The sequence below is a fragment of the Luteitalea sp. genome, assembly GCF_022842525.1.
Classification (GTDB): Bacteria; Acidobacteriota; Vicinamibacteria; order Vicinamibacterales; family Vicinamibacteraceae; genus Luteitalea.
Map to the genome: position 1 here is coordinate 1 of NZ_JALHPM010000164.1, position 14,253 is coordinate 14,253.

7 protein-coding genes are annotated in these 14,253 nt (G+C 70.2%); 2 read left to right on the plus strand and 5 right to left on the minus strand.

Annotated elements, in window-relative coordinates:
* Window positions 1–146: 146 nt before the first annotated feature.
* A complete protein-coding gene (locus Q0C41_RS24125) occupies window positions 147–3,818 on the plus strand; it encodes a PAS domain S-box protein (protein WP_291988202.1) in 3,672 nt (1,223 codons plus the stop codon).
* Window positions 3,819–3,891: 73 nt separating this feature from the next.
* Window positions 3,892–6,306 (plus strand): catalase, encoded by a 2,415-nt coding sequence (locus Q0C41_RS24130; protein ID WP_291988204.1) that lies wholly within the window; start codon window positions 3,892–3,894, stop codon window positions 6,304–6,306.
* 53 nt (window positions 6,307–6,359) lie between these two features.
* Here the strand turns inward: Q0C41_RS24130 and Q0C41_RS24135 are convergent, their stop codons facing one another.
* From Q0C41_RS24135 to Q0C41_RS24155, 5 genes are all read right to left on the minus strand, one after another.
* A complete protein-coding gene (locus tag Q0C41_RS24135) occupies window positions 6,360–9,665 on the minus strand; it encodes a DUF1553 domain-containing protein (RefSeq protein ID WP_291988206.1) in 3,306 nt (1,101 codons plus the stop codon).
* A gap of 13 nt (window positions 9,666–9,678) precedes the next feature.
* Complete coding sequence (locus Q0C41_RS24140) at window positions 9,679–10,917, minus strand: PTS transporter subunit EIIC (RefSeq protein WP_291988207.1); 1,239 nt, start codon at window positions 10,915–10,917, stop codon at window positions 9,679–9,681.
* 5 nt (window positions 10,918–10,922) lie between these two features.
* Entirely contained in the window at window positions 10,923–12,170 is a 1,248-nt protein-coding gene (locus Q0C41_RS24145; protein ID WP_291988208.1) for a DegT/DnrJ/EryC1/StrS aminotransferase family protein, read from the minus strand.
* Between the two features lie 2 nt (window positions 12,171–12,172).
* Complete coding sequence (locus Q0C41_RS24150) at window positions 12,173–12,835, minus strand: N-acetyltransferase (protein ID WP_291988210.1); 663 nt, start codon at window positions 12,833–12,835, stop codon at window positions 12,173–12,175.
* The coding region (locus tag Q0C41_RS24155; protein WP_291988212.1) for a beta-N-acetylglucosaminidase domain-containing protein at window positions 12,832–14,253 on the minus strand (1,422 nt) is incomplete at its 5' end. The genes Q0C41_RS24150 and Q0C41_RS24155, both read right to left, overlap by 4 nt.

Sequence of the window (14,253 nt, forward strand, 5' to 3'; positions counted from 1 at the left end):
GCGGGGCGGCCGATGCCGCTGGTGGCGCCACGGCCTGCGGAGCCACGTGACCGGCCGCGAGGGCCGGCGTGCCGAGGGCGGCGGCCGCGGGAACGCTTGCCAGGGTGTCGATGAAGCGCCGACGGGTGACTGGAACGCGGGCAGGCATGCGCGCGACTATACTCGGCATCACGACCATGGGCCTTCCGGGCACGCCTCCGTTGCCGGACCAGGCAGTCGCGCTTGCCGCGCTGCTGATTCCCGCCATCCGGGACGCCCTCGTCATGACCGACGCCGAGGGCCGCGTCACCTACTGGAACGACGGGGCGACGCGCGTGTTCGGCTGGACGGCCGAGGAGATGGTCGGCCGGCCGCTGGTGGAGCGCCTCCCCGCCGACGTGCGAGACGACGTCACGGCGCAGATCGCGGCGGTGCTGGCGGGCGCCGAGTGGCACGGCGAGTGCGAGGACTACCGCAAGGACGGATCGCGCATCTGGCTCGATGCCAGCGTGCGTCCGGTGCCCGGCCCCGACGGCACGATCGTCGGCGTCTTCGGCATCGCCCAGGACATCTCGGCCTCCACGCACGCGGAAGCCGCGGAGGTCGCCGAACGACGCGCCACCCTGGACGCGCTGCGCCGGAGTGAAGCCCGCCTGAACCTGGCGCAGCGGGCGGCGCGCATCGGCAGCTGGACGTGGACGCCGGAGACCGGCGAGGTCTGGTGGTCGGACCTGATCTACGAGCTGTTCGGCGTCGATCGCTCGACCACGCCCAGTTTCGAGGCCTTCCTCCGCATCCTGCACCCCGACGATCGCCCGCGGGCCATCGCCCGCGTGGAGACCATCAGGCGTGGCGGGGAGGGCTACGCGGAGGACTTCCGCATGGTGCGCCCCGATGGCCGCACCCTGTGGATTCACAGCCGCGCCAGCGTGATTCGTGACGACACCGGCGCCGTGACCGGGGTCGAAGGCACCGACCAGGACATCACCGAACGCAAGCAGGCTGACCAGGAGATGCGCGAGAGCGAAGAGCGCCTGCGTATCGTGCTCGAAGCCGCCGGAGCCGCGGCCTTCACCTGGGACGCCGACACCGATCGGGTGGTGCGCTACTACAGCAAGGAGCCGGCGTTGCCGGCCAACGTCGGCGCCCCCGAGAGCGTGGCCGACGTGGTGGCCCGCGTGCATCCGGACGACCGGGACCTCTTCCAGAGCGGGGTCGCAGCCTGCCTCGACGGCGGCGGCGACGAATACCGGAACCTCTACCGGGTGCTGCGCGCCGATGGATCGTACCGATGGCTCCAGGAGTGGGGGCACCTCGATCGCCGCGCCGATGGCACGCCGACGCGCCTGACCGGCATCTCCATCGATGTCACGGAGCGCACGAGCAGCGAGAACGCGCTGGTCCGACACAATCGCGTGCTCGAGATGATCGCCCAGGGCACGCCGCTGACGACGATCCTGTCCGAGGTCGTGACGCTGGTCGAAGAGCAGTTGCAGCATTCGCTCTGCTCGGTGCTGCTCGTCGATGCGGCGGGGCGTCTGCGCCTCGGGGCCGCGCCGTCGCTGCCGGCGGCGTACAACGAGGATATCGACGGGGCGCCCGTCGGACCGCTGAACGGCTCGTGTGGCGCCGCGGCCCACTTCGGCGAGACCGTCGTCGCCGACGACATCGAGACCTCGGAGGTCTGGCAGGTCTACAAGGCGGCGGCACTGGCGCACGGCCTGCGTTCGTGCCTCTCGGTGCCGATTCTCGCGAGCGGGCACGTCGCTGGCGTGCCGCGAGGCAAGGTGCTGGGGACCTTCGCCGTCTATCGGCGCCAACCCGGTCCCCCGGACCCCCAGGCGTTCGCGCTGCTGTCGGGCGGGGTGAGTGCCGCACCCGATCCAGGCGCGTCAGGCGGCGGTCAGCGCGTGGCCGGCGCCGCCCACCTCATTCGGGTCGCCCTCGAGCACCACCTCGCCGAGGAGGGCCTGCGCGCCAGCGAGGCGCGGTTCCGCGACGTTCTCGACGCCTCGCCGGCCATCGTCTATCTCAAGGATCTCTCCGGCCGCTACCAGTTCGTCAACCAGCGACTCGTCGAAGTGATCGGCATTCCCGCGGCGCAGTGGATCGGTCACACCGCCCGGGAGTTGCTGCCGGACGCACTGGCCACCGACTTCGAACGCAACGACGCCGTCGTGCTCGAGACGCTGCGTCCCCATCAGGTCGAGGAACGCGGCCAACTCCCCGACGGGCGCGTCGTGTCGTACCTGTCGATGCGGTTCCCGCTCTTCGACCGCGACGGCGCAGCGTACGCCATCTGCGGCATCTCGACCGACATCACGGAGCGCCTGGCCGCCCTCGAGGAACGCGACTATCTGTGGAACAACTCGCCCGACCCGGTGTGCATCGCCGGGTTCGACGGGTACCTGCACCAGCTCAATCCGGCGTGGACGCAGCGGCTCGGCTGGACGACAGAGGAACTCCAGTCGCGCCCCTGGATCGAGTTCGTCCATCCGGAGGACATCCCGGCGACGCTGGCCGCCGGCGAGCGCCTGCTGCGCGGCGAGGTGGTCTACGGCTTCGAGAACCGCTACCGCACCAGCGACGGGCGCTACCGGTGGTTCTCGTGGAACGTGATCCCGATCGTCGAGCAACGGTCGATGTACGGCTTCATCCGCGACATCACCGAGGAGAAGCGGCTTCGGGATCAGATCCGGCAGGCTCAGAAGATGGAGGCCGTGGGTCAGCTGGCCGGTGGCGTCGCCCACGACTTCAACAACCTGCTGACGGTGATCAACGGCTACACGACGCTCCTGCTCGGCCAGATGTCGTCCGAGGCGCCGGAGCGGGACGCGCTGCTGTCGGTGCGTGAGGCCGGCGACCGCGCCGCTGCGCTGACGGCGCAGTTGCTCGCCTTCAGCCGCAAGGCCATCGTCGAGCCGAAGGTGCTGGATCTCAACGCGACGGCCGAGGCGTCGATTCGCCTGCTGCGGCGCCTGATTGGCGAGGACATCCGGCTCGAGGTCGCCCTGGCCCCCGATCTGCCGAAGATCCGCGTCGACCCCGGGCAGCTCGAGCAGGTCGTGATGAACCTCGTCGTCAACGCCCGCGACGCCATGCCGACGGGCGGACTGCTCGAGGTGTCGACGGGGGTCGCCCTGGTGCCGAGCACCCAGTCGACCGAGTCGGCCGACGTACCGTCGGGCTGGTATGTGCGACTGACGGTCTCGGACAGCGGCGCCGGCATGTCGGCGGAGGTCAAGTCGCACCTGTTCGAGCCCTTCTTCACCACCAAGGGTGTCGGCAAGGGCACGGGCCTCGGCCTCGCGACGGTCTACGGGATCGTCAAGCAGGCCGGCGGCACGATCACCGTGGACAGCGACGTCGGGCGCGGGACGGCCTTTCACGTGCTGTTCCCCGCCGTCGAGCGCGAGCCCGCGGCGGCCCCGGCCGACGGCCTGCAGGCGACGCCCGACGGGCACGAGACGCTGCTCGTCGTCGAGGACGAGGACGCGGTGCGCCGGTTCACGAAGCTCGCCCTCGAGATGCAGGGCTACGTCGTGCACGAGGCGAACTCGGCCGCGACGGCGCTGGCCCTGCCGCACGAGTCCCTGTCGACGGTTGCGCTGCTGCTCACCGACGTGGTCATGCCGGGCACCGGCGGGCGCCAGCTCGCCGATGCGCTGCGCAAGCGCTACCCCGACATGCGCGTGCTCTACATGAGCGGCTACACCGACGATGCCGTGGTGCGGCATGGCCTGGAGGCGGCCACCGACGCCTTCCTGCAGAAGCCGTTCACACCAGGCGCGCTGGCCCGCAAGGTCCGCGACGTCCTGGACGCGCACCTGAAGCCCTGAGGCCTGGCACCCGCATTGCTCCTTCATCGACGTCCACCCGCCGGTCCCTTCGTTTCCCGAGCGTTGAACGTCGATGCCCAATACACGTCGTCCCAAACCCGAACACGTCCGCCCCGTCGATCCCAACAGCCGTGCCACCGTGTCGGGCCGCGCCACGCCGCCTCCAGCGCATGACTGGCGCGATGATCTGACGGCGAAGTTCGCCGGCACACAGCAGCTGGCGGCCCGCATGCCGTTCAACGCCAGCAAGGCGGCCGAGTACGACCCGGCGACGACGACGGCGCCCCCGATGGGCCAGGCCGTCGAGCCTGGCGACCCGATCGTCGGCGCCAGCACCGTGCAGGAGTCGCAGACGTCGGAGAAGGTCGGCAGCGGCTCACCGGTGATCGGCGTCAACAAGACGAACACGACGCTCGACCGCGTGCGCGCCGACTCGACGGCACGCACGCTGACGACCAACCAGGGCGTGCCGGTTGGCGACAACCAGAACTCGCTCAAGGCCGGGCTGCGCGGGCCGACGCTGCTCGAGGACTTCATCCTCCGCGAGAAGATCACGCACTTCGATCACGAGCGCATTCCCGAGCGCATCGTCCATGCGCGCGGGTCGGCGGCCCACGGCGTCTTCGAGTGCTACGAGTCGCTGACCGAGTTCACCCGGGCCGACCTGTTCTCCGAGGCCGGCCGGCAGACGCCGGTCTTCGTGCGCTTCTCGACCGTGCTCGGTGAACGCGGCTCCACCGACACGGCGCGCGACGTCCGCGGCTTCGCGGTGAAGTTCTACACGCAGGACGGCAACTGGGACCTCGTCGGCAACAACATGCCGGTGTTCTTCATCCAGGACGCGATGAAGTTCCCCGACCTGGTGCATGCCGCCAAGCCCGAGCCCCACCATGCGATGCCGCAGGCGGGCAGCGCCCACGACACGTTCTGGGACTTCGCGTCCCTGATGCCCGAGATCACCCACATGCTGATGTGGGCGATGTCCGACCGGGCCATCCCGCGCAGCTACCGCACGATGCAGGGCTTCGGGGTCCACACGTTCCGACTGGTCAATGCCGCAGGTGAGTCGCACTTCGTCAAGTTCCACTGGACGCCGACGGCCGGCACGCACTCGCTGGTGTGGGACGAGGCGGTGAAGATCTCGGGCGCAGACCCCGACTTCCATCGCCGCGACCTGTGGGAGGCCATCGAGGCTGGCGCGTTCCCCGAGTACGAGCTCGGGCTGCAGATCTTCACCGAGGCGCAGGCCGAGTCGTTCACGTTCGACGTGCTCGACGCGACCAAGATCGTCCCGGAGGAGCTGGTGCCGATCCGGCCCGTGGGCAAGCTCGTGCTCAATCGCAACCCGGACAACTTCTTCGCCGAGACCGAGCAGGTGGCGTTCTGCACGGCGCACGTGGTGCCGGGCATCGACTTCAGCAACGACCCGTTGCTGGCCGGTCGCATCCACTCGTACGTGGACACGCAGATCTCGCGGCTGGGCGGGCCGAACTTCCACGAGATCCCCATCAACACGCCGATCGCGCAGGTGCACAACAACCAGCGCGACGGCATGCACCGGCAGACGATCAATCGCGGCCGGGTGTCGTACGAGCCCAACTCGCTCGGCGGCGGGTGCCCGTTCCAGGCCGGAGCGAAGGGCTTCGTGCCCTACGCCGCGCCGATCGAGCCGGCGGCGCACACGGTGCGCGGCAAGCCGGAGCGGTTCGCCGACCACTACACGCAGGCCCGGCTGTTCTTCCACAGCCAGACGCCGACCGAGCAGCAGCACATCATCAACGCGTTCCGGTTCGAGTTGTCGCGGGTGCAGGTGCCGGCGGTGCGCGAGCGCATGGTGTCGGGCCTGTTGCACGTCGACCGCGAGATGGCCCAGGCCGTGGCCACCGGCCTCGGCATGCGGCAGCTGCCGGCGCCGATGCCGAAGGTCCTCGAACAGGACATCACGCCCGAGGTGACGCACTCGCCGGCGCTGTCGCTGCGGGCGCGTCCTGGCCACGGCGGCGTGCAGGCGCGCCGCGTGGCGATGCTCGTGGCCGATGGGGTCGATGGCGAGGCGCTGACGATCGTGTCAGACGCCCTGCTGTCGGCCGGCGCACTGCCGCGCTGGGTCGGGTCACGCCTCGGCGCGGTGCAGACCACCAGTGGGGAGATCGAGGTGGACGTCACCGTGGAGGCGATGCCGTCGGTGCTGTTCGACGCCGTGGTCATTCCCGATGGGGCATCAGCCATCGAACAGCTCGCAATGGATGGGCGGGTGATGGAGTTCGTGAAGGACCAGTACCGCCACTGCAAGCCGATGCTGGTGTTCGGAGCGGGAGAGACGCTGCTGTCGAAGGCCGGCGTGCCGACGACCTTGCCGTCCGGTGAGGCCGACCCCGGCCTCGTCAGCGCGCCAGGCGCCGACGCGGCGGACGCGGGGCAGGCCTTCATGGCAGCCCTGGCCGCGCACCGCCACTTCGCCCGCGAGACGGATCCTCCACGCGTGTAGCGCTCCCCGCGCCTGGGTAGGCCCGCTCTCCGAGCGGGCCGTCACCCCCACCCTCAGCGCGTGAAGACGGCTTCGTCGAGATTCATGATGGTGCTGGTCACCACCGTCCACGCGGCCAGGTCGGTGGGGTCCAGTGCCGCGTCGCGCGGGTGCTCGCCGGTGCCGAGCAACGCGACCGCCGAAGCGGGCGACGCCGCGAACCGTGCCCGCGTCGTCTCGAACAGCCTGGAGAGGTGCGTCACCTCGGAGGCCGACGGCGCCCGCGTGATCACGCGCCGGAAGGCCTGCGTCACGCGCCCAGCCGGCGTCGTCTCCCCGCGCATCACCTGCTCGGCCAGCACGCGCGCGCTCTCGACGAACTGCGGGTCGTTGAGCAGGATCAGCGCCTGCTGCGGCGTGTTGGTCCGCTGCCGCGTGACGATGCAGGTCAGACGCTCGGAGGCATCGAAGCCGATGGCCGACGGCGGCGGGGCCGCGCGCTTCCACGCCGTGTACAAGCTGCGGCGGTACAGCCCCTCACCGGTCGACTGGGGATACTTCGCGCCCGCCGCCAGTGACTCCCAGAGCCCCGCCGGCTGATACGGGTACACGCTCGGGCCACCGATGCGGCGCACGAGCAGGCCACTGGCCGCGAGGGCGCTGTCGCGCACCTGCTCGAGCGGCATCCTGAAGGCTGGACCGCGGGCGAGCCAGACGTTGTCGGGGTCGGTGGCGCGGGTCTCGGCATCGGCCAGCGACGACTGCCGGTACGTGGCCGAGGTCACGATCAGCTTCTGCAGCGCCTTGGCGTTCCACCCCGACTTCACGAACGTCGTCGCCAGCCAGTCGAGCAACTCGGGATGGCTGGGCATCTGGCCCTGACTGCCGAAGTCCTCGGCCGTCGGCACCAGACCTCGCCCGAAGGCCATCGCCCAGTAGCGGTTGACGAACACCCGCGCCGGCAGCGGATTGGCCGGATCGAGCAGCCAGGTGGCGAGCCCGAGGCGATTGTTGGGCAGCCCCTTGGCAAACGGCAGGATGGCGGTCGGCGTGCCTGGCGTGACGGGATCGGTGGGCGCATCGTAGGCGCCGCGCGCGAGGATGAACGTGGGCCGCGGCGACGGCAGTTCGCGCATCGTCATCACGCTGGGCTGGGCGGTGAGCAGCGTGTTCTCTTCGCCGCGCAGCGTGGTGAGCGTCGCCAGGCGCGTGCGGAACGTGGTGTCGGCGCGCAGGACGTAGTGCTGCCGCAACAGGGCGCGGTCGGCCGCGGAGCGCTGCGCGGGGTCGCGCGCGATGAGGGCCTGCAGCGCGTTGGTGCCGCTGGCGAGCGACGCCACTTCGAGGTCGCTCAACTGGCGGGCATAGGCGCGGAAATCGTCCACCGAAACGTCGCGCAGCGACTCCTTGCTCAGCTCGCCGATGCTGCCGAGCCGCAGGCCGAGCGGTGCGCCCGACATCTGTCGACCCTCGATGCCGCTGGTGATGAGGCTGCGCTTCAGGTTGTCGACGATGGTGCGGGTGGCGAGCGGGCGGCCGTCCAGGAACAGGCGCAGGCCTGGCGCGCGGCTCGACCCGTCGTAGGTCAGCGACAGGTGCCGCCACTCGCCGGGCGCGATGGCGTCGGTGGTGCGGATCTCGATCGAGTCGTCGGGCGCCACGTGGTGCAGGGCCGCGGTCAGCGTGCCGTCGGCCTCGACCTTCACGAGGTAGCCGCGATAGCCGTTGGCGAAGCTGCCCGACCGGGCGATCAGCGGACCGGCCGTGCCCTTCGTGTCGATCCGCATCCAGGTGGCCAGCGAGAACGGCTGGTGGCGATCGAAGAAGGCCGCCTCGTCCGGCGCCTTGATCTCGGCATCACCGCGCAGCCGCTGCGCGTTGCCGAGCCGGCCCGGTACGGTTTCCGGCGCGCGATCCTGATCGCCCCCGAGGTAAGCGGGGCCGCGCACGCTGCCCAGGTTGGCGAACACCTGGGCAGGTACCGTCATCGTGCCCTTGTCCTTGGTGGTGACGCGGATGCTGCCGGCACGCATGTCCTCGAGCGGCAGGTGCACCACGAGCCCGTCCGTGGCCGGCAACGCCTCGGTGCGGCGCGGGGCCCGCAGCCAGGCCTCGAAGCCGGCGTCGTAGTCGGCAGCGTCGTGGGCGACGGCCTTCTCGAGTGCCTCACGCTCGGTGCGCAGCGTGGCGAGGCGCGCCTCGGCCTCGGCCGACGGCAGGATCTCGGTCGGACTCGCCATCCCCGAGTAGGGGGCCTGCCCGGCCTCGTTGATGCTGTTGAAGAAGGCGTAGAGCTGGAAGTACTCCTTCTGCCGGATCGGGTCGTACTTGTGGTCGTGGCAGCGGGCGCACTCGAGCGTGACCCCGAGGAAGGCCCGCCCCAGCGTCTGCACGCGGTCGGCGACGTACTCGACCCGATACTCTTCGGGGACGATGCCGCCTTCCTGGCTCTGCATGTGGTGGCGGTTGAAGGCGGTGGCGAGGCGCTGCTCGCGCGTCGCGTTGGGCAGCAGGTCGCCCGCGATCTGCCAGGTGATGAACTGATCCACCGGCATGTTGCGGTTGAAGGCCGCGATGACCCAGTCGCGCCACGGCGACATGTCCCGCGGCACGTCGTCCTGATAGCCGTGCGTGTCGGCGAAGCGGGCGATGTCGAGCCAGTCGGCGGCCATGCGCTCGCCATAGGCGGGCGAGGCGAGCAGGCGATCGACGAGCCTCTCGTAGGCGTCGGACGAGGAGTCGGCGACGAACGCGGCGACCTCGGCCGGCGTCGGGGGCAGGCCCGTGAGCGCCAGCGACACCCGGCGGATGAGCACGTCCTTCGAGGCTTCGGGCCGCGGCGCGAGCCCGCGCGTCTTCAGGCGCGCCAGGACGAAGGTGTCGATCGGATTGCGGACGGTGCCGTGCGAGGGCACCGTCGGCACCTCGGGCATGGCAGGGGCGGTGAAGGCCCAGTGCGGCTTCCACTCGGCGCCCTGGTCGATCCAGCGCACCAGCACGGCCTTCTCGTAGTCGCTCAGCGTGAGGTGGGAGTCGGGCGTCGGCATCACCAGCGCCGGGTCGTCGCTCAGGATGCGACGGACGAGCTCGCTGCTGCGGGGCCGCCCAGGCACCACCGCCGTGCTGCCAGAGGCCAGCGTCGCGAAGACGACGTCCTGCTGGTCGAGCCGCAGGTCGCTCTTGCGGGCGGCTCCGTCCGGGCCGTGGCACTTGAAGCAGCGATCCGACAGGATGGGCCGGACGTGCAGCGCGAAGTCGACGCGCTCGGGAAGGTCCGGCACGGTCGGCCCGGGCACACTGCACCCGGCAATCGTCGAGATCGTGGCGACGGCGAGGCCGGCGCGCAGCCACGTGAGAGGGCCGTTCCTGCGCTGCTCCATGCGTTCCGGCATTCTATCCGGGTGCCGCGGGAGGATGCACGCGCGCCCGCTCGGCCGCCTTCGCAAACGGGTAGTACACCGCCATCGCGAGGCACAGCGACACGACACCCCACACCGCCGCCCGCCAGTCGCCGCCGGTCACCAGGTAGTGCCCGATGACGGGCGGGGTCGTCCACGGCACGTTGATGAACGGCCGCCCGATCAGCCCCCACGACATCAGCAGGTAGCTGCCGGTCGTCAGCACGAGCGCGTTGAGCACGTACGGCATCATGAAGACGGGATTCAGCACGATCGGCAGGCCGAAGAAGATCGGCTCGTTGATCTGGAACACCTGCGTCGGCAACGACACCCGCCCCACCTGCCGGAACGCGGCGTCCCGCGATCCCACCAGGATCAACGCCAGCGCCAGCGTGGCCCCGGTGCCGCCGACGTTGACGAACGTCGTGAAGAACCCGTTGGCCGTCACGTAGGGCAACGGCTGCCCCGCCGTCATCGCCGCCACGTTCTCGGCGAGGTACTGCAGGAAGATCGGCGAGACGATGGCGTCGAGGGCGTTGTCGCCATGGATGCCGACCGACCACAGCAGGCTCACGAGGAACGCGTAGACCAGGATGCCCGGTAGGGTGTTCAGCGCGAACACCAGCGGGCCGAACACCGCCTGGACCACCTGATTGATGTCGACACCGGCCACGAACCGCACCAGCCAGAACCCCACCACCAGGAACAGCAGCGGCACCAGCGACAGGAACGACTGGTAGACCACCGACGGCACCGTCTCGGGCATGGTGATGACGATGCCGCGGTCCGTGAACACCTTCTGGGTCCGCACGACGATGAGCGCAATGATGATGGCCGTGAACAACCCCTGAGAGCCGAGCCCCGGCGTCCTGAAGGTGAGGTCTGTCGGCTCGATCTGGATCAACAGGAAGACCGTCGCCGCCATCGTCGCGCTGACCAGCGCCTCCTGCCCGAGGCGTGTGCCGAGGTCGTGCGCAATCGAGATGCAGGCGACCAGGCCGAGGATGCCGAAGGTGGCCGTCACCGGGATCTGCAGCAGTGACGCGTAAGGTGCAACCATCGCCTCCCACCCGGGGACCGGCAGGAACGACACCACCAGGAACAGCCCGCCGATGATGGTCAGCGGCACCACCGACACCATCCCGGCCCGGATGGCCGCCATCGACGTGTTCTCGCTGAGTGCCGTCAGCGCCGGCACGACGTAGCGGGTGAGGAAGGCGGTCAGTCGCGTCACGACGGTCAGCGCGCCTGCAGCGCACGCGCCGCGAGGGCGTCGCGATGCCTGTGGACCTTCTCCATGGCGTCGGCGATGTCGTCCATGTCGGCGCGACTGCCGAGCATCATGGACTGATCGAACCAGATGCCCTGCTCGCGACAGATCAGCTCGCTGTTGGGGCACGAGACCTGCGTGTAGTCGAGGCGATCGCGCACGTGCGCCAGGTAGGGCCCGAAGGCCTTGTGCCGGAACAGCGGCTGGGAGGGCAACGGGAACCCGTAGCCGCCACTGCACGGGATGCCCTCGGCCTGGAGGGCGTCGAGGACGGCGGCGCGCGGGGCACCGAAGGCCGCGGCATCGAGCCGCAGCATGAACAGGTGCTGACTGTGCGTCGTGACGTCCGCCGGGCGCGACTGCGGGTGGAGGCCCGGCAGCGCCGCCAGGCGCGCGGCGAGGTGACGCCCGTTGGCATCACGCGTCGTGGTTTGCGCCTCGAGGCGATCGAGCTGACTGTTGAGGAGCGCGCCCTGCAACTCGCCGAGCCGGTAGTTGGCCGAGATGACGTGGTGTTCGTACCAGATGCCGCCCTCGACCCGCCCGCAGTTGTGGATCGACCGGCACGACGCCGCCAGCGCCTCGTCGTTGGTCACGATGATGCCGCCCTCGCCCGACGTCAGGTTCTTGCTCGACTGGAACGAGAACGATCCGACGTGCCCGATCGATCCCGCAGGGCGGTCGCGCCACGAGGCGCCGTGCGCGTGCGCGGCGTCCTCGAGCACGAACAGCCCGTGGCGCTCGGCGATGGCGAGCATCGCGGCCATGTCGGCCGGCTGCCCGGCGAAATGCACCGGGATGATGGCCCTCGTGCGTGGCGTGATCGCCGCCTCGACGAGCGCCGGGTCGATGTTGAAGGTGTCGAGGTCGACGTCGACGAACACCGGCACGGCGTTGGCCTCGACCACGGCGGTGGCGGTGGAGAGGAAGGTGTAGGTCGGGACGATGACCTCGTCCTCGGCCTGCAGTCCCGCCGCCATCAGCGCGATTCGCAACGAGACCGTGCCATTGACGACGGCGATGCCGTGGCGGCAGCCGTGCATCGCGGCGAAGCGCTGCTCGAACTCGGCCACCTGGTCGCCCGCGAGCCGACCCCACTTGCCGCTGCGCAGAGCCGCGACCAGTCGCGCCTCGTCGGTCGCGTCGAACACGGGCCACGCGGGAAACGATCGTGTACGAACGGGTGTCCCGCCCAACAGCGCGAGCGTATCGGTCATGATCAGTCCTCTGTCGGACGCCTCGGCGAGGCGTCCCTCCCATCAAGCCGTGTGCCCATGTAGAGACTGCCCGTCTCCGGCGTGCCGATGCGTGCCAGTTCGTGGAAGCCCAGGCGGGTGTAGAAGGCGTAGGCACGGGTGTTGCGCGCCCACATCCCGAGGTGCACGCCTGGTGAGCCCCGCTCGTGCAGCCGGTCCAGTACCTGCGCGATGAGTTGTCGCCCGAGGCCTCGGCCCTGCGCGCGCGGCAGCAGGTCGATGTGCAGATGCGACGGGTAGTGCTCGTACGGGTCGGGACAGAAGTAGTCCGGGTGGTGGTACCAGCCGTACACCTCCTGCACGCGCGTCCAGGTCGAGGGATCGCCCTGCGGATCCGGGTAGCGCGCGCAGAGGTCCGGTCGCCACTCCGCGTCGTAGCGCGCATAGAAGCGCCGCGAGTCGAGGGCCGCCAGGCTGTAGCCGCAGATGCCCTCGTCGTCTTCGAGCACCAGACTCAGCTCGGGTTCGAACGCGAGATACGGGCCGACGAACAGGCGCCCCAGGGCATCCGGATCCTCACGAAACACCGGCGCGCCATCGTCGCCGGCATCGCCGGTCCTGAGACAGACGTCGTAGGCGCCCGCCCGATCATCGGGGCGCGCGAGTCGGATGATCGGCGTGCTCATGGGACCTGCACCGTGAACGTGCCGTCCGGGTGCTGCGTCAGCAGTCGCTGCAGCCGGGCGGCGGTGCCCCCGCGATAGGTCCGCGGCAGGTGGAAATCGGAACGAAAGGCGACGGTGCCGTCGGTCGTCGCGAGCCGCGCCTCGACGGCCCGCACCAGCAGATCCAGTTCCTCCCGCAGATCCCAGATGCGGCGGCTGAGGGCGTGGAACAGCGGGCGCTGCTTGAGCGTGGCCAGGCGCCCGCAGAGATCCCGCAGGCGTGTGGCTTCGCCGAGGCAGGCGGTGGCGTGCTCGCGCCACGACGCCGACGTGTCGGCGAGGGCCAGGTGGGCACGCGCCAGCAGCGCCTCGGCGCGAGGTCCCTCCTCGCAGGGCAAGTAGTAGCAGTCGGCCAGCAGGACCAGGTCGTCGAACTCGATCGGGCCCCCGACGGTCTCGAAGGACGGCAGCCACTCGCGCAACGCCGCGAGCCAGGCGGCTCGTGGATCCCACGTGCCGTCGGCACGCAGGTAGAGCGAGAGCGTGCGCAGGGCCATGAAGTCGAGCGGGAACTCGGTGTTGGGGTTGGTCAGGATGCCGGCGACCTCGTCGCGCAGCGCCAGCGGGCGTCCGGCATAGGGCCCGAGCAGCACGCGGCGACCGTCGTAGTCGTTGGCGTGCAGGTTGTCCCAGAGGATCGGCGGGCGTCGAAGCCGACGGGCGATGTCCTGCATGTGGTCGACGCCTATCTCGGCGGAGACGATGTCCGGTCCGGTCCAGAAGACGCCGATGTCCTGGTGCAGCGCCGCGCCAAGGGCGTCGAGGTAACCCGCGCCACCATGGCCTGCCGCCACCATGCGACCGCAGTACGGCGTCGGGCAGAAGAGGACCCGTGCGCCGGGCGTGTGGGCGCGCACGCGGGGCAACAGCTCGTTGGCGACATCGGCCTGCGCGCCCGCGAGGCTGCCCCAGCGGGCAAGGTCTCGCTCGTCGATGCGGTCGGGGATGTCGTCGAACAGCACGGCCAGACCATCGATGCCGATGGTGAGCATCTGGGCGGCACGGGCATGCAGGGCCTCACGGTCTGCAGGATCCCCGTAGCGGATGTCGAGGCCGGGACCGATGCCGTACAGGAAGCGGAGACCGCGCGCATGGCACGCCTCGATCAGCGCCGCCATCGTGGCGACGTCGGCGGCGCCGTAGGGCTCGCGCCAGATCGCCCGGTGGTGCAGATCGTCCTTCGGGCAGTACAGGTAGGTGTCGAGTCCCCATGCCGCCATCTGGTCGAAGGCCGCGTGGCGCTCGGCCGTCGTCCAGGGCGGGCCGTAGAAGCCTTCGATGACGCCGGACAGGAACATCGCGCCACAGGATACGCGGAGATGGGACACGCCGGACGCGCATCCCATCCCGCGGGGCTTCAGACGCGGACGATCAGGCGC